The sequence below is a fragment of the Thermococcus celer Vu 13 = JCM 8558 genome (genome assembly GCF_002214365.1).
GTDB lineage: Archaea > Methanobacteriota_B > Thermococci > Thermococcales > Thermococcaceae > Thermococcus > Thermococcus celer.
Map to the genome: position 1 here is coordinate 1,008,423 of NZ_CP014854.1, position 20,380 is coordinate 1,028,802.

Sequence of the window (20,380 nt, forward strand, 5' to 3'; positions counted from 1 at the left end):
ACGGACCCTCAAAGAGGGGAATTGATGAGCGTACACAACATCCCTGGTCTTATCGCAGGCTGTGCTGTACTCTCCATGTCAATGGTTGCTACGTATTTGTCATTGAAGTACCTCAGGATCCTTGAAACCCCCCTATCAAGGAGACTCGCGTACCTGGCCATGACCTCCAGCGTTTTCTCCACCATAGGGAGCCTCGGGGTTGTTGTCGAGTCGGCAACCGGCCTCAGGATATGGTGGGTCATGGCAGCTTTCTTCACGCTCGCCTACGTTACCATGCTGTTCGCCATTTTCACCTACCTACGACTCCTCCGCGAACTCGGGGGCGGGGAAAGGCCCCGGATCCCCGAGTTCTCCTCCGTACCTTCCCCTGAGGAATCCAAGAAAAACCCCCTACCCGCGGGGGGCTTTACGATACCGGCATCGGAGCTTCCAAGAATTAAACCCATCTGCAACTTCGCCACCGCGACCCTCTACGTGGGTAGGAACACGAAGGCCGGAGGATGCCCCGAATTCGACAGGAAGATATGGATAACGCGCATAGGCGCCCCGGACTCCATCGACCCCTCCAAACTACACGTCCTCCAGGGAGAGATAATGAGGTTTACCTCGGAAAAAGGTGGGGGCGTGCTCGTGATACTCGATGGCCTTGAGCACCTCCTGCTGTACAACGACTTCAGGAGCGTTATGAAACTCCTCTCCGCCCTGAGGGACTACATGATACTGACAGGGTCAACGCTCATCGTCGCAATCGAGGAGGACACCCTGCAAAAAACCCAGCTCTCGATTTTGAGGAGGGAACTGCCGCCGTTCAACATCGATAAGGTGCTAACGGACGCGGAAAGGGTAGCCCTCTTCGGTGTCATTTCCCGGGGGGAGATAGAGAAACCGGGAAACAAGGAAAAGAAGAACAGGGAAGAAAGCGCCGGTGAGGGGACGACTACTCAGGGATTATGAGCTCGACTTCGGCGACGGTCCCCGGTTTTTTGAGGAGCTCCACGATCCTTCTGTCGATATCCCTCGCGGCCTTGTTCGCCCTTATCGCGAGGGTTCTGGCGTCGATGTACCCGCTCTTCCTGATCACCATCGAGTAATCGTGTTTGAGGATAAGCCCCGGGCTCCCCTCGGCGATGACCTCGTCCACCAGATCACCAACCCTTATCCTGATTAAGACTTTCCTTCCCGCCTTCAGAGCCGCTTTAAACTCATCACTGAGGTCGTTTATACCCCTGTCCGCCCCAACGCAGAGTATGCAGTCGCCACGCGGCGTGAGGTAGTCCTCCTTCGTGAACTCGAGGGTGGACTTGTGCGTGGCCCTGACGTTCTCGTGGCCCCTGCAACGGATGACCTCCCTCAGCATGGCAGGGGATACGCGTCGGGAGTTTATAAATTTCCGGGATGGGCGGTTATTCCCGCCGGCCCGGGAAAACCTTTAAAAGGCCTCCCATTATGTGAGTTACGGCTGTAAGGGTCAAGCTGATGGGGGGTTGATCATGGGAAACATCAAGCAGATGTTCATCAAGAGAACTGCCCGCGAGCTGTTCGACCGCTATCCGAACGAGTTCAGCCGGGACTTCGAGCACAACAAGAAGAAGGTTGAGGAGTTAACCAACGTCACCAGCAAGACCATAAGGAACAGGATAGCCGGGTACATAACCAAGCTCGTGAGGATGAAGGAAGAGGGCAAGATCCTCTGAGCCCTTTAAGGTTTATTCCCTTTTAAGCTCCTTCCTAAAGGCCCTCGAGGTCTTCGAGTACCTTCCTCGGGAGTTTGGGGCGGAACTCCCTCAGGAGCCTCTCGAATTCCCTCTCGTCCTCCCGGGCCATTCGCCTGAAGAGGTTTTCGATGTAGGTCTCGGTGAGGAGGCGGACCTCCTCCAGCTCCTGCTTTGTCCTCATGATCTCGTCTATCCTGTCCTGTACCTCCGCCAGGAACGTTAACAGCTCTGCGATCTTGGCCTCCACCGGCTCGGTGGACTTTATGAGCGCCCTGGCCTGAGCGTACTCCTCTGTCTTCCTCGGGGCCTTAGGCTCGTACATCTCCGTGCCGAATATGTAGGGCGTTAGCAGAACCTCGAGCCGGAAGCCGCGCTTTATCGAGTAGTACTTCCTCGGCCTGCCGCGCGGTATCTTTTCGGTCCTTCCCTCTATGAGGCCCGCACTCTCGAGTATCCGGAGGTGTTCGAGCACGGCCTTCTGCCCAACCCCGAGCTCCTGGCTGAGCTCGCTCACGAAGTAGGGTCTCCTCGTGAGCAGGATGAGTATGCGCCTCCGGGTCTCGTTTCCGAGTATGTCGAGCAGTCTCCCCAGGTTCTTATTTGACTCCATACTCTCACCCCCCTTTCCATAACCTGATGTAAGAAAATATCGCTTTAAGCTTTTCGGTCGGTTCGAGGTCTAAACGGCGCCCAAATCAAAGACCACATCGGGTGAACCTTAAGAATCCGGGGAAAATTCAATGAGAAACACCCAAAAGATAAAGAAGATTACGGAACGACGTGGTGCTCCCGGCAGCGGGCCTCGTAGCTCTCCCTCCCCCCGACGAGGATGACCGGAGAGTCTCTTGGGGCCGGTTTTCTGTCTATCAGCCTCTGACTCCTCGTCGCCGGTCTTCCGCAGATCGTGCAAACCGCCGTGAGGTAAACTATGTTGTCGGCCCTCACCAGGAGTTCCTTCGTAACGGGAAAGGGGTCAGCCTTGAAGTCCAGGTTCAACCCGCTCGCTATCACGTAAACGCCCTCGTCCGCCAGCGTTTCAAGGGCGTCCACGATGGAGATCGGGAAGAACTGAACCTCGTCTACGCCTATGACCTCGTAGCCTTCCCGTTTCGTTACCTCCACGATTTTTTGAACCCCTCTCTCGTCCGTCGGGACGACGAAGGCCTCGTACCTCAAACCGTTGTGGGCGACGACCTCGTCCTCGGAATACCTGTTGTCCACGCTCGGCTTGAACAGCGCCGCCCTCCTCTTCGCGAACATCTGCCTTTCGATTCTCTTTATCAGCTCCGTCGTCTTTCCCGCGAACATCGGGCCCGTGATCACCTCAAGAAAACCTCCCGGATGAACCATGATCCCCACCGGAAGAGGAAAGGCCCGGGCCGTTAAATCTCCTCCGGCCGGGAAGTTGGACGGAAGACGAAAAGGAAGGAGAAAAGTTGTCGCGTCAGACAGGAGTCACGTGGCCCCACTTCTCAAGGGCCCTCGCGAGCTCCCTGTGGGACCTGGCGTACTCGTCGAGCGGGATTCCCTGCATGATGGCGTCTATGGCCTGTCTCGCCGCCATCGCTCCGGCCTTCGGTCCGTCCGGGTGCCCCATCGTTCCACCGCCGAGCTGGAGGACGATGTCCTTCCCGAGGGCGTCTATGACGGGCTCTATGTTTCCGGGGTGCAGGCCGCCAGAGCTGGTCGGGAAGACGGGTTTCATGTGGTAGAACCTCTGCTCCATGTGGAACGGGTCGTTCTCCTCCGGCACGTAGTGGTTCTCCGTGATCACCCTCTTGTACTGGATGACGTCCCACTTGCTTCCCTCGAGCTTTCCGGCCCCGGCGGTGCCTATGTGTATCTGATCAACTCCGACGACCCTCGCGAGCTTGGCAAGGACGAACATCGAGAGGCCGTGCCTCGGGTTCCTGTCGAAGGCCGCGTGCATGGCCCTGTGGGCGTGGAGGGCTATGCCGTAGTCCTCGGCCAGCTCCCTGATGTAGTCGAGGACTCCCCAGCCGAGGACGACTATGTCGACCATGGCGTGAGGAACACCGTAGTCGGCGAGGATCTCGAGCCTGCGCTCCATCTCGAGGAGCGGCGCGGTTATGTTGGCGAACCAGGTCTTCTTCTCGCCGGTCTCGCTCTCGGCCTTCTCCATGGCCTTCGATACGACCTCAACCCTGTCCTCGAAGCGGTTGTACCACGGGCTCGCCAGGTTCTCGTCGTCCTTGAGGTAGTCCGCCCCTCCGGAGAACAGGTCGAGGGCGAGTTTGTAGAGCTCCTCCGGAGAGTAACCGACCTTGGGCTTTGGGACGACACCGTAGAGAGGCCTGTCGTAGATCTCGAGCTTCTTCCTCACCCCTTCGATTCCAAAAGCGGGGCCGGGGTAATCGCGGAGGAACCTCTCAGGCAGGTAGATGTCCTCGAGGCGGAGCCAGTCAACACGCTTCATGCCGTAGACGTTCCCGGCGATGCTCGCGAGGAAGGCCGGCATGTTGAACTCCTCGAAGATGTCGAGCGGGTAGGCTATCTTCACGATCCAGCTACCGTCGCCCATCTCGTGGAAGTCGTAGGCCTTGGCCGAAAGGCTCTCCCACCTCTCCCTCTCGTACCACTCATAGAGCGTCGTCCAAGTCCCCGTGGAGCTCTCTGCAGCCACGGCCCCCGCGGCCGCCTCGATGCTATAACCCTTCGCGGGGGTGACCCTGAAAACCGCCACCACCTCACGCTTTTTGTTCGGCTCGTAGCCTTTGTCCACGTAGTAGTCGTATATCTTATCGAACTTCTCCACCATGCTTCCACCTCCCGGGTAAATCTTATGTTGCACCAACCCCTATAAAAAGGCTATGGTGCAGAAATGGGACATCCTGCCCCCAGCTGGATATTGAGGGCGCGTTTCCTGCGCCAGTGCCTCAAACTCCAACCTCCCTTTTGAAAATTAAAGCCATTTCCAGCCGATAAACGTGATTCAGAGGCCGAATATACCTTTTCAAAACTTCGTCCTCAGGTTGGCGTTGGGCTGTTTATATGTTAAAAGTCCAAGGATGTTAAATTTCTCAACGACCCATCCAAAAACGGCCGATTATCGCCCCCAGAGGGCCCTGTTTCCGAAAGGTTTATATAGACCTTCCTTCTTAGAATAAAACGCAGATACCTGCAAAACAACGCTTAGGAGGTTGGGAAAATGGCTGAGTTGCCAATTGCCCCGGTTGACAGGTTGATAAGGAAGGCCGGCGCCGCCCGCGTCAGCGAGGAGGCGGCCAAGCTTCTGGCCGAGCACCTCGAGGAGAAGGGCATTGAGATCGCCAAGAAAGCGGTCGACCTCGCCCACCACGCAGGCAGAAAGACCGTTAAGGCCGAGGACATCAAGCTCGCCATCAAGAGCTGATGGCCTTTGACTTTTCCTGCTTTTCTGTTTTCCAGTATTTATGGGTTGTCCTCACCAGAATCGTATTCTCTCCACCCTAACGCTCCCGCCGTTGACCTCCAGCAGTGCAAAACCCGGCGAATCCATCCTCGGGAACGTGGGTGAGCCGGGATTCAGGAGAACGACGCGGTTTCCGTGGACGGAGTAGGTATCGTAGTAGAAACGGTGCGTGTGCCCGAATACCAGAACGTCCACACCCATGTCGAGCGCCTTGAGCGTTAAAAACTGGGCGTTCAGCGAGAGGAACTGGTGGCCGTGGAGGAGGCCGATTTTAGCCTCTTCTGCATCGATGACCCTCTCCTCCGGGAGGTTCAGATGGTCGGCGTTTCCGCGGACAGCTATAACCGGCGCAAACTCCTCGAGCCGTTCCAGGAGCTCGTGCGAGGTAACGTCCCCGGTGTGAAGTATCAAATCGGGTTTTTCCTTCTCAAGACCCTCAAAAAGGAGGGAGGGGAGATTCTTGGTCTTATCGCCGTGATGGGTGTCGCCCGTTACCGCTATCAGCAAGGGCATCCCTCATATCGGGACGTTTATGCCGAGCTTCTCGACGAGTTCCTTATACCTGTTCCTGACGGTGACCTCAGTGACGTGCGCTACCTCCGCCACCTCACGCTGGGTCTTCTTCTCGTCCTCCAGAATCGATGCAACGTAAAGTGCCGCGGCGGCGAGCCCCGTTGGACCCTTTCCACTGGTGATGCCCCTCTTGATGGCCTCCTGGAGTATTTCCTTGGCGCGCTTCTTTGTTTTCTGGCTGACGTGGAGCGCATCACCGAAGCGGTCGACGTAGTCTATCGGGCTGGTCGGTCTGAGGTTGAGACCGAGGCCCCTCGCGAGGAAGCGGTAGCTCCTGCCTATCTCCTTCTTAGTTACCTTTGAGACGGCCGCTATCTCGTCGAGCGTCCGTGGCATCCTCTCTATCCTGCAGGCGGCGTAGAGCGCCGCCGAGACCATGCCCTCTATGGACCTCCCGCGGATGAGCTTCTTCATTACCGCCTTCCGGTAAAGTGAGGCGGCGCTCTCTTTAACGCGCCTCGGCAGTCTCATCTGGGCGGCCATCCTGTCGAGCTCGCTGAGGGCGAAGGCGAGGTTACGCTCGGCGGCGTCGTTTATCCTCATCCTGCGCTGCCACATCCTCAGCCTTCTCAGTTTCGTCCTGTACATGCCGGTTATCTGGTTGCCGTGGATGTCCCTATCGCGCCAGTCTATGTCCGTGGAGAGACCCTTATCGTGGATCATCAACGTCATGGGCGCACCGGTTCTGGCGCGCTTTGCCCTCTGATCGGGGTCGAAGGCGCGCCATTCCGGCCCCTCATCGATAACGTTCTGCTCGATGACGTAACCACAATCGGAGCAATAGTACTCCCCTCTCATGGGGTCGTACTGAATATTGGTCGAACCACACCTCGGACAAACCATCTTATCAGCCAAAAGCTCTCACCCCCTCTTTCTGGGGGCAGGGCGTCTAACCTTTCCGCCCTTGGTGTGTCTCCTACCGGCCTTTCCCGGCTTCGACTTCCTGCGTTTTGAATCAACGTAGAGCAGAGCCCCAACGTAGCCCTCGGGATCTTTTACCCTGGGCTTCACGGCAACGTAGGGCCTCTTAACGGGCCCGAAAACGTCCTTCACGACTCCGATCACGGTTAGCTTTTTGTCAACCACGGGATCGTTGAGCGAAGGAACCCAGTCCGTGCGCAGAATCAGGAAGCCCTGCTTCGCGTAGTGAGAAACCTTACCCAGGCGCTTCATAGCCCCACCCCAAAAGGACATATCCTTTTAAGCTTTTCGCTTTTAGCTTTATAAGTCTTTCGGAAAGTTTCCAAAAGGTTTTTATCTAAATAGTTTATAGACCAGTAATTAGGCTGGCTAAAATGAAGTGCCTTCTGGTCGGACACCTCGTCATCGATAGAATCATCGAAGGTTCGAGGTTCGAAACCCGGATCGGCGGGGGAGCCTACTACTCGGCCATGGCCCTCTCAAGGTTCTGCGACGTTGAGGTGCTGACGAGTGTGGGAGAGGACTTTCCGGGGGAGTGGCTCGAGGAATTGAGGGCGAGGGGGATAAGGCTCCGGGTGATACCCTCAGAGGAGAGCACCTCCTACGAGCTCCGCTACCTCGACTCCAACCATCGGGAACTGAGACTGCTCTCGCGGGCCGGGGACATAAACGAGGTTCCGGATGGAAGGTACGACATGATCATCCTCAACCCCGTCGCGGGGGAGATACCAACCGACGTTGTGGGGAGGTTCAAGGAGAGGGCGGCTTTTCTGGCGGCCGACGTTCAGGGCTTCATAAGGAACACCTTACCCGGGGGGGTGAAGCTGAGGGAGGTCGACGCTTCGTTTCTGCGTGGCCTTAACGTCGTTCACTCCGACCTCGCCGAGATAGACTACCTGAGAAACCTCGAACCGGACGATGTTGAGGTTCTGTTAGTGACCAACGGGGCGGAGCCGGGCATCGCCTACCGAAAGGGAAGGGCTTACAAGTTCAAACCCCCAAAGGTGAACATCGAGGAGTCAACGGGCGCCGGCGACGTGTTCCTCGCATCGTTCAGCTACTTCTACTCCCGCTGTCCGTTCATCCAGGCCCTAAAGAAGGCGAACGCCTTCACGGCCCTGTTCTTGAAGCGCAGGGACCTCTCGTTTTCCATGGATGAGGTCGGGGAGCTGGCCATGAAGGTTGAGGTGGGGGCGTAAGGATATAAAGCTCCCGGCCCAATGTTCTACACCGATGATGAGACGTCAGCACGCTGAAGATGATGAGACGTTTTCCTGAGGTGATACCATGGAGAGGTACGTTTTGCTCGTGAAGGCCCCGAGGGACCACGACATCTCACCCGTGAGGGAGGAGCTGAGGGAGTTTCTCGGGGAGAGGCACCCTGAGCTTAAGGTCGAAATGCATCGGTGCATAGGTCTCACCGTCGACCTGGTCATCCTGCACGGAGACGGCGTCGTGCTCGTAAAGAGGAAGAACGAGCCGTTCAAGGGGAGCTTTGCCCTGCCGGGTGGCTTCGTCGAGTACGGCGAGAGGGTAGAGGAGGCGGCCGTCAGGGAGGCGAAGGAGGAAACGGGCCTTGACGTGAGGCTCATCCGGCTCGTCGGGGTTTACTCCGACCCGAACCGCGACCCGAGGGGACACACGGTGACGACGGCCTTTCTGGCCCTTGGAAGGGGGGAGCCCAGGGCCGGCGACGATGCGAAGGAGGTTCACGTCGTCCCCGTGGACGAGGCGCTTGAGTTGGCCCTCGCCTTCGACCACAGCCGGATCCTGAGGGACGCTCTCGGGGTGAGGGAATGAGGCTCGAGTTCCCGGGATTCGGGAGGATAGCAGTGAACGGGAGGATCTACGATCACGACGTCGTGATCTACCCGAGCGGAAGGGTTGAGATGCGTAAGAAGTGGATAAGCAAGGAGAAACACGGGACGAGCCACAGACTCGACCCGGACGAGCTGAGGGAGTACCTTGGCGAGGATTTTGACGTCCTGATAGTCGGAACCGGGGCGTGGGGAAGGCTGTCGCTCCTCCCGGAGAGCAGGGAACTCGTCAAGGGCAGGGAAATCCACGAGCTCCCGACGGGGGAGGCGGTGGAGCTCTTCAACGAAATTCACAGAAACCGTAGAACCCTCGCGATCCTCCACGTCACCTGCTGACCGCCCTCACAACGACGACGGTTCCAGCGGAGGCAAGGGCGAGGGCGTAGGGGTAGCCGAAGAAGTACCAGACCCCGGCCACCGCCCCCAGGGCCATCCCGTTCAGGATAAGCAGGATTATGGAGTGGCCGAAGCTCGTCTCCGGGACGGAGAGCTCCCGCTCGTTCCAGTAGAAGAACGCGAGGGCGATCGAAGAGGTGAGGAAAGGAAGAAGGAAGGCCGCTGGCAGGAGAACCATTATTTGGGGGTCGAGGTAGGCGACCGCGAGGACCAGCCCGACCCCTGTCGTCACCGGGACCAGGTTCATAACGATCAGCTTCGCCAGCAGGAACCGCCCGAGGGTTATCGGCAGCGTTCTCAGGAACTCGAACTCCCTCCCGTCTATCTTGAGCACCGTGTCAACGCTCACGGAGGCCACCCACGCTATCATGAGGAGGACCGAAACGACCGCCCATTCCCGAGGGGAGCCGGAGGAGAAGAGCGCGATAGCGCTCGGCAGGATCATGAAGAGCGGAAAGACCAGACCGACGAAGAGGGCGCTCCTCCTGAAGGCTATCCTGAGGTCCTTGAGGGCGAGCGCCACGATGGGATGGTGCGTTCTGGCCCGAAACGGGACGACCCTCTCGCGAGAGGGGCCCACCTCGCCCATTCTACCCCACAGCTTTCTTAGAACGAGAAGGTAGAGCGGCACCAGAAACGTGAGGTAACCGAGGAGGAGAAGGGACGAGCCCAGCGGTTTTGTTATCGACGCCACTGAGAAGGGGTAGGCCACCGAATATTTGGAGAAGAAGGGTAAGAGCTCCCTGTAGTGCCTCTCCACGTATTCCTGGACGTAGTTGATGGCGTAGAAGACGCTGATGAACAGGATGACGCCAAGAACCCTGGCGAGGGCCCTTAACTTTGAAAATCTTCCTCCAACGCCCGCCGAACCGAAGAGGGTGAAGGTGGCCAGCCCGAGGACATGGCCGAGGAAGGCCCCCGTGAGCATCCAGAGCAGGGCCAGAAAACCCGGGAGGCCGTACTCGATGATCATTACGAACGCGGGCGGCAGGAGGGCTATCACTGCGGGAACGGTGTCTATCGCGAGAAGAACGCTGAGGTATTTCGCACCCGTCTTAACCGGGAGGGGTTTGAGGGGCTCGAAGATGCCCATCGAGACGGCGTAGGAGGCGTTCACGGTCGTGGTGTAGAGGGCCATCACGAAGGGAAGCAGGGAGTAGGTGGCGAAGATCACCGCGGCCCTTGTGATGTTCCCCGCCGTGCCAACCGCGGCGGCCATCATAAACCCGAAGAACAGGAAGGCGAGCGACTGGAGGGCGATGCCGCGCTTTATATCACCCGAGTTCCTCAACTGCCTCCTGAATTTCTTGGGGTCCGCCGCTATCTGAGGGTTGCTCTTCAGGCGCCGGTAGTGGAGCTCCCGGTAAAGGATTTTAACTATCGACCACATGCTCCCACCCTAAAAGGCCTCCCTGAGGGCCCCTACTATGGCGGCGACCTCTTCCTGGCTCTCCGTGAGCTTGAGGAAGACGTCCTCCAGGCTCTCCTCGTGGGCGAACTCCTTGAGTTCATCCACCGTCCCCTCCGCTATTATCTCGCCGTTGTAGATGACCCCGACGCGGTCGCATATCGTCTCCGCCAGCGCAAGGACGTGGGTGGAGAAGACTATACTCTTTCCCTCCTCCTTGAAGCCGAGCAACAATTCCCTCAGGATCCTCGCGCTCTTTGGATCGAGGCCGTTCATCGCCTCGTCCAGTATCAGAACCTGCGGGTCGTGGAGCATCGCCGAGATGAGGGATATCTTCTGTTTTGTTCCAAAGCTGAGGCCGCCTATCGTCTCACCGAGGTACCTCTCTATCCCGAAGGCCCTGACGAGGGTCTCAACTCGCTCCCCAAGTTCCTCCCGCGGGATCCCCCTCACGCTCCCCACGAAGTTGAAGAACTCCACCGGCGTCAGGCTCTCGTAGAGAAGGGGTGTTTCGGGGACGTAGCCGACCACCTCCTTCACCCGCAGGGGATCCCTGGAAACGTCGATTCCGTTGACGACGACCCTCCCACCGCTCGGCGGGATTATCCCGGCGAGGATCTTCATGGTGGTGCTCTTTCCGCTCCCGTTGGGCCCGAGGAGACCGTATATCTCTCCGTCATTAACGTTGAACGTGATCCCTTTGACAGCGACCGTAGAACCGAACCTCCTGACGAGGCCCTCGACCCCTATCATCCCACCACCGATGGTAATAGTCGGGCCGGATTAATAAAGTTATCCGCGGGCCTAAGCCCTCGCCCCCTTCGGCTCGAGGTGGGCCCCCTTCACCTCGAGCACGCCGGAGTAACTGCAGTTGTCCCACCTCTTCTCGACCTCGTCAAAGACCACCCTCGCCCTGAAGAAGGGCGCGTCCCTCACGAAGGTCTCGTATTCACCGCCTTCCCCGGCGACGTGGATCCCATACTTTCCGTGGAGCTTAACGAGCTCCTCGAGGGCCTTCTCGTCAATTTTCCTCCCGAGCCAGCTCTCATCGAGGCCGTAGGCGGAGACGCCGACCACGACCACGTCGAAGAGACGAATTATCTCACGCATGTAGTCAACGGGGTCGCGGTGCCACGCCGGGGCGAAGCTCTTCAGTCCCAGCTCCCCGGCGACCCTGTCGACGCGCCTCTTCTGGTACTCGCTCGCGAGGGCCCCGGCGACGACGCCCTGGACGTTAAGCCCCTCGAGGACGTCCTTGAGGTCCTCAACTTCCCTCTCCTTCTCACCGCTCGTGAAGCCCTTGACGAGCGGGATTCCAGCGGCTTTAGCCTGTAGCTCGGTGAGGCCTATGTTGGGAACGTGGTACATGTAGCTGTCGTCCCTCTCGCTCACCATCGAGACGAGGTATTTCACCTCGAAGCCTTCCCTCAAGGCCCAGTAAAGGGCGTAGTTGGAGTCCTTCCCGCCCGAGTAGAGCACCGCAACCCGCATTCCCCTCACCCGAAAGGTTCAAATTACCGGTCGATAACCCTCACTGGAGGTGGCTCGACGGGGGCCTTAAAAAGGTGATGCCTATGGCTCCAAAAACGGCGGTGGTTCTGGCGGCCGGCCTCGGAACGAGGATTGGGGAGAGGCCCAAGGGGCTCCTGAGGGTGGCCGGAAGGGAGATCCTGTACAGGACGCTCACCCTTCTGAGCCGAAACGGCGTCGATAGGTTCGTGATAGTTACCAACGAGCGCTACGCCCCCCTCTACCGCGAGTTCGTTGAGAGGCACGGTTTCAACACCGAACTGGTAATCAACCCCGAACCAGAGAAGGGAAACGGACACTCGCTCCATCTCGCCCGGGAGAGGGTCTCCGGGGAGTTCGTCCTCGTAATGAGCGACCACGTCTACGGCGAGGAGTTCGTGGCGAGGGCGGTTAAGGGGAGGGGCCTCGTAGCCGACAGGAGACCGGAATGGGTGAGCCTGGGGGAAGCGACGAAGGTATGGGTCGAAAACGGAAGGGTAAAGGAGATAGGGAAGAACCTGGACGAATGGGACGCCGTCGATACGGGCTTCTTCGTCCTTGACGGGGGAATATTCAGCGTAACCGGGGCGCTGGAGATGGACAGGGGAGGGGACTATCCCCTGAGCGAGGTCGTGAAAAGGGCGGGGCTCCCGGTTACGTTCGTCGACGGTCTCCCCTGGACCGACGTTGACACCCCGGAAGACGTGAAAAGGGCAAGGAAAATGCTCGTCTCGACTGCGGTTAAGGGAAGCGGCGACGGTTTCATCAGCAGGCACCTCAACAGGAAAATTTCAACCAGGCTAAGCTACCTCCTCACCGAGCGGGCCACCCCCAACGCGATGACCGCCGTTACCTTTGTCTTGGGGATTCTCTCAGCCCTGACAACCCTCATCAGTCTCCCGCTGGCGGGGGTACTCTACCAGCTGAGCTCCATACTGGACGGGGTGGACGGGGAGCTCGCGAGGGCCGGGCTGAGGACGAGCCGCTTCGGGGGTTACTTGGATTCCATCCTCGACCGCTACGCTGACGGAGCCTTTCTCACCCTCCTGGCCTATTCGACTCTGAAAGAGCCCCTCTGGTACGCAGTGGCACTCCTGGCACTCCTCGGCTCGGTGATGGTGAGCTACTCCACGGAGCGCTTCAAAGCGGCGTACTGTGAGGACGCCTACGGGACGATTCCAGCCCTGAGAAGACTCCCCGGAAAGAGGGACGAGAGGATCTTCATGACGATGCTCTTCCTGCTGTACCCCGTTGAGGCATCCGTCAAGGCGCTCTTCCTCCTCCTCGCCGCGGTAACGAACCTCCGGGTTATCATGACGGCGTGGCTGGTGCGGAGGGAAAAATCAGGCCGTCCCGAGAGTTAAATGCCCTCTGGATTAGGGTCCATTTGGCCCCGGAAAGACCTGCTGGGTATCGGAGGAAAACCGACAAAGGTGGGGGTGACCGAGGTGCCATCAATACTGGTAGTTGGCGTCCTTCCCCACGATTCCGGTAAAACAACCCTTGCAACGTCCCTGGTTAGGGAGGCCGTGGAAGATGGTCATGGCCCCTCCTGCACCCACGGAAAATCGTGGAGCTCGGACCGGGAAAACGGGGAATCCTTGAGGAGATCCTCGGAATGCTGGGGAGGGTGGGCTTTGATTTCAGTCTCTAAAAGCCCCTTACACCGCTCAAAATACCGCTCATGCTCACGTTCTTGCCTTGAGGGAATTTATAGGGCAAAATCATTTTTCTACCAAAAACTATTTAACTGCTATAAAATAATTCACTGCAAGGAAAGGAGGTGGAGGAAATGGTCAGGGTTGTGATACTCGGACAGGGCTACGTTGCCAGCATATTCGCGAGCGGCCTGGAGAAGATAAAGGCCGGAAAGATGGAGCCCTATGGAGTCCCGCTGGGGGATGAGCTCCCGATTAAGATCAGGGACGTTGAGATAGTCGGTTCCTACGACGTGGACGCGTCCAAGGTCGGAAAGGACCTCCACGACGTCGTCAAGGCCTACGACCCCGATGCCCCCGAGAGCCTCAAGGGGATAACTATCAGGAAGGGAATCCATCTGGGAAGCCTGAGGAACCTCCCGCTCAAGGCGGTCGGCCTCGACGACGAGATGACGCTGAGCGAGGCGGTGGAGCACCTCGTGGAGGAGTGGAAGGAGCTAAAACCAGATGTCATCGTCAACGTCTGCACCACAGAGGCCTTCGTTCCCTTCGAGAGCAGGGAGGAACTTGAGCGGGCCATCGCCGAGGACAGGAAGGACAGACTGACGGCCGTTCAGGTCTACGCCTACGCCGCCGCCAGGTACGCCAAAGAGGTTGGAGGAGCCGCCTTCGTCAACGCCATTCCGACGCTGATAGCCAACGACCCGGCTTTCGTCGAGCTCGCGAGGGAGAGCAACCTGGTGGTATTCGGGGACGACGGTGCCACGGGGGCGACGCCGCTCACCGCCGACGTGTTGAGCCACCTCGCCCAGAGGAACCGCAAGGTCCTCGACATAGCCCAGTTCAACATCGGCGGAAACAACGACTTCCTGGCGTTAACTGACAAGGAGAGGAACAGGAGCAAGGAGTTCACGAAGAGCTCGGTCGTCAAGGACCTACTCGGCTACGACGCGCCGCACTACATCAAGCCCACCGGCTTCCTCGAGCCCCTCGGCGACAAGAAGTTCATCGCCATGCACATCGAGTACGTCAGCTTCAACGGCGCCCACGACGAGATAGTAATCACGGGCAGGATAAACGACAGTCCGGCCTTAGCGGGCCTGCTCGTCGACCTCGTCAGGCTCGGGAAGATGGCGGTCGAGAAGAAGGCCTTCGGAACGGTTTACGAGGTCAACGCCTTCTACATGAAGAACCCCGGACCGAAGGAGAAGCCCAACATCCCGCGCATAATAGCCCACGAGAAGGTCAGGATGTGGGCCGGCCTGAAGCCGAGATGGCTCTGATTCTCTAAAACTTTTTAATCTCCTACCCCTACTTTTCTCGGAGGGAAGTCGATGGGCTGGAAGAGGGGAGCCTATCCCGAGTTCACGCTTGAGGACGCCGTCGCGGTTCTCTTCATGCTCCGGAATCCGACGGGGAGAAAGGCCGTATCAGAAGCTCTGGAGCTTGGTGAGGGCAGTGTTAGAACGCTTTTGAGGAAGATCTCACAGCGAGGGCTCATTCACTCGACCCAGCGCGGGCACTCGCTCAACGGGGAGGGGATGAAACTCCTCGAAAGGATCTCGGAAAACTTCTCGGAGGCCCGGCGAGTTGGCGAGGTTGACGGTTACCCCGCCTACGGCCTCGTGGTGAGGAAACCGCCCGCCTTTAAGAGCATCGAGCTCCGCGACGAGGCCATACGCTTCTTCGCCAGGGGCGCGATGATACTCATAGTGAAGAACGGCGAACCCGTTTTCCCCGAGGATGGAAGGCCGCTGAGCCAGACCATGCCCGAACTCGCGGAGGGCATCAAGAGATTATTCAAGCTCAACGACGGTGACCTTGTCGTGGTTACCTGGGCAGGGAAGGAGGCGCACGCGATAAAGAGCGCCTACCACGTGGCATTGGCCCTCAAGGGTGGCGAGGTCCCGGGCGAGATAACTTCCCTCGTGAGGTGAAGGTATGAAAAGGCTCATACTCGCCCTCGACGTTTACGAGAGGGAGCGGGCGCTCGAGATAGCCGAGTGCACCGCCGACTACCTCTGGGCGGTGAAGGTCAACTGGCCCCTGATAATCGGTTCGGGTTTGGGCATCGTAACCGAGCTCAAGCAGGTCACGGGACTGCCGGTGATAGCCGACCTAAAGCTCGCCGACATACCGAACACCAACGGGCTGATAGCGAGGAGAGTTTTCGGGGCCGGGGCGGACTACGTCATAGCCCACGGCTTCACAGGGAGGGACAGCGTTAAAGCCGTCATGGAGCTCGGGGAAACGATAATCGTCGTGGAGATGAGCCATCCCGGTGCGAGGGAGTTCATACAGCCGGCGACGGATAAGCTGATAGAGCTGACCAACGAGCTCGAGCCCTTCGGCGTCATAGCGCCCGCAACGAGGCCCGAGAGGGTTTCCTACATCCGCTCGAGGCTCAAGGATGGTATCAAAATCCTGACGCCCGGCGTCGGTGCCCAGGGGGGCAAAGCCGGGGAGGTTTTAAAGGCCGGCGCCGATTACATCATAGTCGGTCGCTCCATATACGAAAGCGAAAACCCGCGTGAGAGCGCCAGAAGACTCCACGAGGAGATCCTGGGGGTGTAACTCATGGAGCTTAAGGTCAAACACCCGCTCAGCAAGAAGGAGATAAAGGAGATAATCCGCGAGATGGAGGGGACGTTCGGCGAGGAGATCGCCAAGAAGATGCTCCGCAAGAAGGACAGGGTTGAGGTGGCCGAGTTCGACAGGACGACGGAGATACTCCTCGTCAACGGCAGACCCTTCTTCATCAGGAGAAAGGACCTTATATTCCCTCTGGTCATCGCCCTCTACGAGCTCTCCAACGAGGAGGACCTGAGGAAGTGGCCGCGGAGGGTCGTTGTGGACGCCGGCGCGGTGCCCTTCATCCTCAAGGGTGCCGACGTCATGGCCGCGGGGATAACCGACGCCGATGAAAACATCAAAGAGGGGGACTTCGTCTTCGTCGTCGAGGAGGACTACGGGAGGCCCCTCGCGATAGGTGTGGCGCTGATGGACGGAAAGGCCATGAAGGAGAAGCCCAGGGGAAAGGCGGTGAAGAACATCCACCACGCCAGGGACAGGATCTGGGAACTGACGGTGGGCTGATATGGAAAAAAAGGAGAAGGGGAAGATTCGGGTACTCGTCGGCGGGGTCTTCGACATCCTGCACGTCGGTCACGTTCATTTTCTCAGCCAGGCAAAGGCTCTTGGGGACGAGCTAATCGTGATAGTGGCCCACGACGAGACCGTCAGACAGCAGAAAGGGAGGAAACCGGTTAACAGCGCCGAGGACAGGGCGGAGCTCCTGAAGGCTCTTAAGGTCGTGGACGAGGTCTACATCGGTTCTCCGGGGAGAGTAGACTACGAACTGGTGAAGAGGATAGACCCTGACGTGGTGGCCATAGGGCCCGACCAGGCCTTCAACTGCGAGCGCCTCAAGAAGGAGCTGAGGGAACACGGGATAGACGCGGAGGTCATGAGGATACCCTACCTCTACAAAAAGGACAGGGCGAAGACCAGCAAGATAATCCAGAGGATAGTGGAGACGTTCTGCGAGTGATTTTAGCCTCTTATTCTACGGACAGGGGGATGAGAGAGCTGGGGCTGGATTTTATGAACTGATTTCAGTTCTGGCTTGAACACCTGGGTTAACGTCAGAGTCTGAATCTCTCCATGTACCCCCTCAGGAACTCCGGGTCCTCTTTCTTAACGGCGCTCATCAGCTCGTCGAACTTCTTCTCACCGAGGGCGAGTTTCAGGTAGTAGTACAGGTTGACCGCGTCCTCCACGATGACGCTCTGCCTCCTCCCCTCCTCGCCGTAGAGCTCTATGAGCTTCCTGTTCATGTCGAGGCTTATGTAGAGGGTCTTCTGCTTCTTCTCCTTCTTAAGATCCCTGGATTTGGCCTTCTGCTCCTTCCTGGGCTTCGAAGGCCGGGTGAGCTCGTTAACGGAACCGTCAAACAACCGAGGGATTTTATTCCTTCGACAATTTCAACCACCTCTCTCGCGAGCTTTAGAAGGGCCCTGGAGGCCCTACCGTCCCCATCGAACTCAAAGATGCTCATCCCCTGGCCCTGGGCCTTCTCGAGGGCAATCGCCTTAGGAATGGTCGTGAGAATCGGGGCGTCCGGGTAGGTTTCCTTGAGCTCCTTGAGGCGCATCTTCGGAACCTTCGTCTGGCGGGTGAACTTGTTGGGCACGAGGCCGAGCAACTTAAGGTTCTCGTTGGTCTCCTCGCGGATCATGCGCATGAGGTTGAACATGAGCTGCATCCCGATGACGCCGAAGTAGCTCAGCTCGAGCGGTATCAGGACGTAGTCCGAGGCGGTGAGCGAGTTCACGAGGAAGATGCCCATGCTCGGGGGGTTGTCTATGAGGACGTAGTCGTAGTCCGGGAGTATCGGCGTGAGGGCCTTCTCGAGCCTCCTCTCGCGGTTGTAGGCGTTGATTATCTCTATCTCCTTGGCGGAGAGGTTGAGGTGGCTCGGTATGAGGTCGAGGTTCTCCCTTACCTGAACCACCGTGTCCCCTATATCGCTCTCCCTCGTCATCAGAGTTCCCACGTTGGACTCGCCGTACCGGAGGACGTCCATGCCTATGAGCCCGAAGGTTAGGTTGAACTGAGGGTCAACATCCACGAGAAGAACCCTTTTGCCCATATCGGCAAGCGCATGCCCGAGGTTCATGGTCAGGGTGGTCTTTCCGACCCCGCCCTTCTGGTTGGCTACGCTGATGACCACTGCCATGGGACCACCTGCCAAAGGTAAAGAAAGGGTCAGGCGATGTCTATGAAGTCATCGAGGACCCTCTTAACGTGGACGGGGAGTTCTTTAGCCTCCTTCTTGGAGATGGCGTTGAATATCCTGTCGAAACCATCGTCATTGGACTTGAATGGCTTGGCGGGCTTGGGGGCTATGATGTTCTCCTTGAACGAGGAGCCAACGCGGAGGGCATGCTCGCCCCCGAGTATGTTGGGAGATTCAACCCCAGTCATTATAACCATGGCCCTGACGACCTTGCCCATGTCCTCGTCTATCCTGGCCCCCCACTTGATTTCGCTCTTCTCCCCGAGCTTCTCGTAAACGACGTTCATGGCGTCGTTTATCTCGCCGAGGCTGACGTCAGGCCCGACGGTGAAGTGGACCAGGGCTTTATCGCCGCTCCCGTACTTAACCTCGAGCATCTTGTTCTCGAGGGCGTTCTTGACGGCATCGACGGCTCTGTTGCTTGAATCGCTCTCGCCTATCCCTATCAGCGCCGCGCCGCCGTTGTGCATGACGCTGTAGACGTCGGCGAAGTCGATGTTCACCATCGAGGGGAGCTTTATGGTCTCGGTTATGCCCTTGACCATCCTCGCTATTATCTCGTCGGCGAAGCGGAAGGCCGCGTTTATCGGGAGCTTCGGCACGAGTTTGAGGAGCCTGTCGTTCTCGATTATGATGACGGTGTCGGAGTAGTACATGAGGGCCTTTATTCCGGCCTTGGCCTTCTCGATCCTCACCTTGCCCTCGTTCTTGAACGGGTAGGTTACAACACTGACAACGAGCGGTTCCCTGAAGCGACCGTTGTGCCTGGCACGCTCCTTAATCACCTTGGCGACGACAGGGGCCGCTCCAGTACCGGTGCCGTTACCCATACCTGCGGTTATGAACACGAGGTCGGCGTCACCGATGGTCTCGGCGATCTCGTGGGCGCTCGCCTCGGCCGCACGGTAGCCTACTTCCGGATCCCCACCCGAGCCCTTTCCCTGCGTTATCTCCTTGCCGAGAAGGAGCTTTTTGTGGGCTTTTACTCTGGCCAGATGCTGTGCGTCCGTGTTCATGGCTATGAGCTCGGCACCCTGAACACCGAGCTCGTAGAGCCTGCTTATGGTGTTGTTTCCGGAACCACCAACCCCAACTATAACGATTCTTATCAGATCGTTGAGATCCCCATCAGGAAAATCCTCCAGCTTTGCGGTCTTGGCGTCGTCGTCCAGATCGAGTTTTATTCCTGCCTGCTCCAGGAGTTTAAACACCATCGCCCCAACCCCCTCAACACGTCTGGCTTTTGATGAGCTTTATTTTAAGGTGTGATTTCAGCGGCTTATTTTAGGACGTAGTCGGGCGTTGAGCGTTCTTCAGTCTCAAGTTGATAGAGTTCTTTCTTCAGAAGCTCTCGAATCGCTTCCCTGATGACCTCGCTCCGGTTGGGGTAAACCCCCCTCTTAACAAGCTGGTCCATGGCGTTAATCAGACCCTGCGGGAGCTGTACACTGATGATACGCATTTTGCTCATTCCTGCACCACCCAGTTCAGTAAGCCGCTGGAATAGTTAGTGATTTAATTAGTTAAATACTTTGCGGATGGTTGATAATATTACCATAATATTAATCTCAAAAAATTTTTGAAAAAAATCCAAAAATCAGAAAAATAGCTCAGAAGCACAAAAATCCGGGGAGAGAAAGGATTTTAACATCGAATATCTCAGCCAGATTCGGGGGGTTTGATGAAGGAAATAACGGAAAAACTCCACATCACGAAAGTCCACGTCGAAGATGCCGAGAGCCTTATTCCGAAGCTCGGTGGAGACGTTCAGGTAGTCAGCGCCCCCTGCTGGGAGGCGGTCGCTTTCGCGGCATTGATGGCACTACGTTCATTCAAAAGAGGTACGAACCACGCAAGAACCCTTGGGGGAGAACTGCTCCTCCGACTCGCGGGAACGCTTCAGATAAAGGATGCCATAGCCCAAAACGGGATAAAAAACGGGGAGAACTACCTGGTCGTCTTCGGAACCCGTGAGAGGGCTCTGGAAGTTCTAACCGAACTCAACCTGAGGGAGCGTCCTATGACAGACTGCAGGGAGGAAAGATTGAAGACTTTTCTTGAAAAAGCGGCACTCGTTGAAGTTTTGTAAATCTCTTCTGCATGTTTCTGTACATTATTGAGGATAGGTTTATAAAAGCCCTCCCTCATCTCCGAAGTGCTTGAGGTGATGCTA

General features: G+C 57.7%; 27 protein-coding genes and 1 pseudogene. 14 read left to right on the top strand and 14 right to left on the bottom strand.

The genetic code is table 11. The features are described from left to right. The first annotated feature begins 24 nt into the window (after nt 1–24). Nucleotides 25–954, top strand: coding sequence for a DUF835 domain-containing protein (locus A3L02_RS05655; protein WP_088863019.1), 930 nt, complete (start codon nt 25–27; stop codon nt 952–954). Here the strand turns inward: A3L02_RS05655 and A3L02_RS05660 are convergent. Next, nucleotides 938–1,357 (bottom strand): DUF371 domain-containing protein, encoded by a 420-nt coding sequence (locus tag A3L02_RS05660; protein WP_088863020.1) that lies wholly within the window; start codon nt 1,355–1,357, stop codon nt 938–940. The genes A3L02_RS05655 and A3L02_RS05660 overlap by 17 nt on opposite strands. A 133-nt stretch (nt 1,358–1,490) precedes the next feature. Here A3L02_RS05660 and A3L02_RS05665 point away from each other — a divergent pair, with 133 nt between their 5' ends. Further along, nucleotides 1,491–1,694, top strand: coding sequence for a 30S ribosomal protein S17e (locus A3L02_RS05665; RefSeq protein WP_054833970.1), 204 nt, complete (start codon nt 1,491–1,493; stop codon nt 1,692–1,694). Nucleotides 1,695–1,728: 34 nt separating this feature from the next. Here the strand turns inward: A3L02_RS05665 and A3L02_RS05670 are convergent, their stop codons facing one another. The 3 genes from A3L02_RS05670 to rbcL all read right to left on the bottom strand — a co-directional run bounded on the left by A3L02_RS05670 (nt 1,729) and on the right by rbcL (nt 4,494). Further along, nucleotides 1,729–2,325: an ArsR/SmtB family transcription factor gene (locus tag A3L02_RS05670; protein ID WP_088863021.1), complete on the bottom strand. Its 597-nt coding sequence runs from the start codon at nt 2,323–2,325 to the stop codon at nt 1,729–1,731. A gap of 158 nt (nt 2,326–2,483) precedes the next feature. Then, nucleotides 2,484–3,065, bottom strand: coding sequence for a thymidine kinase (locus tag A3L02_RS05675; protein ID WP_088863022.1), 582 nt, complete (start codon nt 3,063–3,065; stop codon nt 2,484–2,486). A 94-nt stretch (nt 3,066–3,159) separates the two neighbouring features. Beyond that, a complete protein-coding gene (gene rbcL / locus A3L02_RS05680; RefSeq protein WP_088863023.1) occupies nt 3,160–4,494 on the bottom strand; it encodes a type III ribulose-bisphosphate carboxylase in 1,335 nt (444 codons plus the stop codon). A 390-nt stretch (nt 4,495–4,884) separates the two neighbouring features. Between rbcL and hpkB the strand changes: the two genes are divergently transcribed. Continuing rightward, nucleotides 4,885–5,088: an archaeal histone HpkB gene (gene hpkB, locus A3L02_RS05685; protein ID WP_088863024.1), complete on the top strand. Its 204-nt coding sequence runs from the start codon at nt 4,885–4,887 to the stop codon at nt 5,086–5,088. 51 nt (nt 5,089–5,139) lie between these two features. On the opposite strand, the gene A3L02_RS05690 is transcribed toward hpkB, so the two are convergent. From A3L02_RS05690 to A3L02_RS05700, 3 genes are read right to left on the bottom strand one after another with little or no spacing between them, the layout of a single operon-like run. Further along, complete coding sequence (locus A3L02_RS05690) at nt 5,140–5,634, bottom strand: metallophosphoesterase (RefSeq protein ID WP_088863025.1); 495 nt, start codon at nt 5,632–5,634, stop codon at nt 5,140–5,142. Between the two features lie 9 nt (nt 5,635–5,643). Continuing rightward, nucleotides 5,644–6,555: a transcription initiation factor IIB gene (locus tag A3L02_RS05695; protein ID WP_088863026.1), complete on the bottom strand. Its 912-nt coding sequence runs from the start codon at nt 6,553–6,555 to the stop codon at nt 5,644–5,646. 6 nt (nt 6,556–6,561) lie between these two features. After that, nucleotides 6,562–6,873 (bottom strand): Gar1/Naf1 family protein, encoded by a 312-nt coding sequence (locus A3L02_RS05700; protein ID WP_088863027.1) that lies wholly within the window; start codon nt 6,871–6,873, stop codon nt 6,562–6,564. Between the two features lie 122 nt (nt 6,874–6,995). Between A3L02_RS05700 and A3L02_RS05705 the strand changes: the two genes are divergently transcribed. The 3 genes from A3L02_RS05705 to A3L02_RS05715 all read left to right on the top strand — a co-directional run bounded on the left by A3L02_RS05705 (nt 6,996) and on the right by A3L02_RS05715 (nt 8,774). Beyond that, nucleotides 6,996–7,820 carry a PfkB family carbohydrate kinase gene (locus A3L02_RS05705; RefSeq protein ID WP_088863028.1) on the top strand — a complete coding sequence of 275 codons (825 nt, stop codon included), beginning with the start codon at nt 6,996–6,998 and terminating at the stop codon, nt 7,818–7,820. 88 nt (nt 7,821–7,908) lie between these two features. Beyond that, nucleotides 7,909–8,421 (top strand): NUDIX domain-containing protein, encoded by a 513-nt coding sequence (locus A3L02_RS05710; RefSeq protein WP_088863029.1) that lies wholly within the window; start codon nt 7,909–7,911, stop codon nt 8,419–8,421. Then, the gene (locus A3L02_RS05715) at nt 8,418–8,774 is read left to right on the top strand and encodes an Mth938-like domain-containing protein (protein ID WP_088863030.1); all 357 of its coding nucleotides are present in this window, start codon (nt 8,418–8,420) and stop codon (nt 8,772–8,774) included. Before A3L02_RS05710 ends, A3L02_RS05715 begins: the two co-directional genes overlap by 4 nt. On the opposite strand, the gene A3L02_RS05720 is transcribed toward A3L02_RS05715, so the two are convergent. From A3L02_RS05720 to A3L02_RS05730, 3 genes are read right to left on the bottom strand one after another with little or no spacing between them, the layout of a single operon-like run. Then, nucleotides 8,764–10,224: a hypothetical protein gene (locus A3L02_RS05720; RefSeq protein ID WP_088863031.1), complete on the bottom strand. Its 1,461-nt coding sequence runs from the start codon at nt 10,222–10,224 to the stop codon at nt 8,764–8,766. The genes A3L02_RS05715 and A3L02_RS05720 overlap by 11 nt on opposite strands. A gap of 9 nt (nt 10,225–10,233) precedes the next feature. Next, nucleotides 10,234–10,995, bottom strand: coding sequence for an ABC transporter ATP-binding protein (locus tag A3L02_RS05725; protein ID WP_088863032.1), 762 nt, complete (start codon nt 10,993–10,995; stop codon nt 10,234–10,236). Nucleotides 10,996–11,046: 51 nt separating this feature from the next. After that, nucleotides 11,047–11,733 (bottom strand): diphthine--ammonia ligase, encoded by a 687-nt coding sequence (locus A3L02_RS05730; protein ID WP_088863033.1) that lies wholly within the window; start codon nt 11,731–11,733, stop codon nt 11,047–11,049. Between the two features lie 83 nt (nt 11,734–11,816). Here A3L02_RS05730 and A3L02_RS05735 point away from each other — a divergent pair, with 83 nt between their 5' ends. The 7 genes from A3L02_RS05735 (at nt 11,817) to A3L02_RS05760 (ending at nt 16,959) form a co-directional block, all read left to right on the top strand. Further along, nucleotides 11,817–13,115, top strand: coding sequence for a bifunctional L-myo-inositol-1-phosphate cytidylyltransferase/CDP-L-myo-inositol myo-inositolphosphotransferase (locus A3L02_RS05735; RefSeq protein ID WP_088863034.1), 1,299 nt, complete (start codon nt 11,817–11,819; stop codon nt 13,113–13,115). Between the two features lie 84 nt (nt 13,116–13,199). After that, nucleotides 13,200–13,559, top strand: coding sequence for a hypothetical protein (locus tag A3L02_RS10215; RefSeq protein ID WP_157895740.1), 360 nt, complete (start codon nt 13,200–13,202; stop codon nt 13,557–13,559). After that, nucleotides 13,544–14,692, top strand: a complete 1,149-nt coding sequence (locus A3L02_RS05740) for an inositol-3-phosphate synthase (protein WP_088863035.1) — start codon at nt 13,544–13,546, stop codon at nt 14,690–14,692. The genes A3L02_RS10215 and A3L02_RS05740 overlap by 16 nt, the downstream gene beginning before the upstream one ends. A 51-nt stretch (nt 14,693–14,743) precedes the next feature. Then, nucleotides 14,744–15,346 carry a DUF4443 domain-containing protein gene (locus tag A3L02_RS05745; protein ID WP_088863036.1) on the top strand — a complete coding sequence of 201 codons (603 nt, stop codon included), beginning with the start codon at nt 14,744–14,746 and terminating at the stop codon, nt 15,344–15,346. Nucleotides 15,347–15,350: 4 nt separating this feature from the next. Beyond that, the gene (gene pyrF, locus A3L02_RS05750) at nt 15,351–15,983 is read left to right on the top strand and encodes an orotidine-5'-phosphate decarboxylase (RefSeq protein WP_088863037.1); all 633 of its coding nucleotides are present in this window, start codon (nt 15,351–15,353) and stop codon (nt 15,981–15,983) included. Between the two features lie 3 nt (nt 15,984–15,986). Then, nucleotides 15,987–16,505, top strand: a complete 519-nt coding sequence (locus A3L02_RS05755) for an RNA-binding protein (RefSeq protein ID WP_088863038.1) — start codon at nt 15,987–15,989, stop codon at nt 16,503–16,505. A gap of 1 nt (nt 16,506) precedes the next feature. Then, nucleotides 16,507–16,959 carry an adenylyltransferase/cytidyltransferase family protein gene (locus tag A3L02_RS05760; RefSeq protein ID WP_088863039.1) on the top strand — a complete coding sequence of 151 codons (453 nt, stop codon included), beginning with the start codon at nt 16,507–16,509 and terminating at the stop codon, nt 16,957–16,959. Between the two features lie 94 nt (nt 16,960–17,053). On the opposite strand, the gene A3L02_RS05765 is transcribed toward A3L02_RS05760, so the two are convergent. The 4 genes and pseudogenes from A3L02_RS05765 to A3L02_RS05780 form a co-directional block, all read right to left on the bottom strand. Beyond that, on the bottom strand, nt 17,054–17,365 hold the full coding sequence (locus tag A3L02_RS05765) for a CopG family transcriptional regulator (RefSeq protein WP_237268578.1): 312 nt from the start codon (nt 17,363–17,365) through the stop codon (nt 17,054–17,056). Between the two features lie 14 nt (nt 17,366–17,379). Then, a pseudogene (locus A3L02_RS05770) lies at nt 17,380–18,147 on the bottom strand (ParA family protein); the annotation flags it as partial. A gap of 29 nt (nt 18,148–18,176) precedes the next feature. Then, nucleotides 18,177–19,421, bottom strand: a complete 1,245-nt coding sequence (gene ftsZ, locus A3L02_RS05775; protein ID WP_088863041.1) for a cell division protein FtsZ — start codon at nt 19,419–19,421, stop codon at nt 18,177–18,179. A gap of 65 nt (nt 19,422–19,486) precedes the next feature. Continuing rightward, nucleotides 19,487–19,678 carry a ribbon-helix-helix domain-containing protein gene (locus A3L02_RS05780; RefSeq protein WP_088863042.1) on the bottom strand — a complete coding sequence of 64 codons (192 nt, stop codon included), beginning with the start codon at nt 19,676–19,678 and terminating at the stop codon, nt 19,487–19,489. A gap of 210 nt (nt 19,679–19,888) precedes the next feature. On the opposite strand from A3L02_RS05780, the gene cgi121 reads away from it, so the two are divergent. After that, a complete protein-coding gene (cgi121, locus tag A3L02_RS05785) occupies nt 19,889–20,296 on the top strand; it encodes a KEOPS complex subunit Cgi121 (protein ID WP_088863043.1) in 408 nt (135 codons plus the stop codon). The last annotated feature ends 84 nt before the right edge of the window (nt 20,297–20,380 follow it).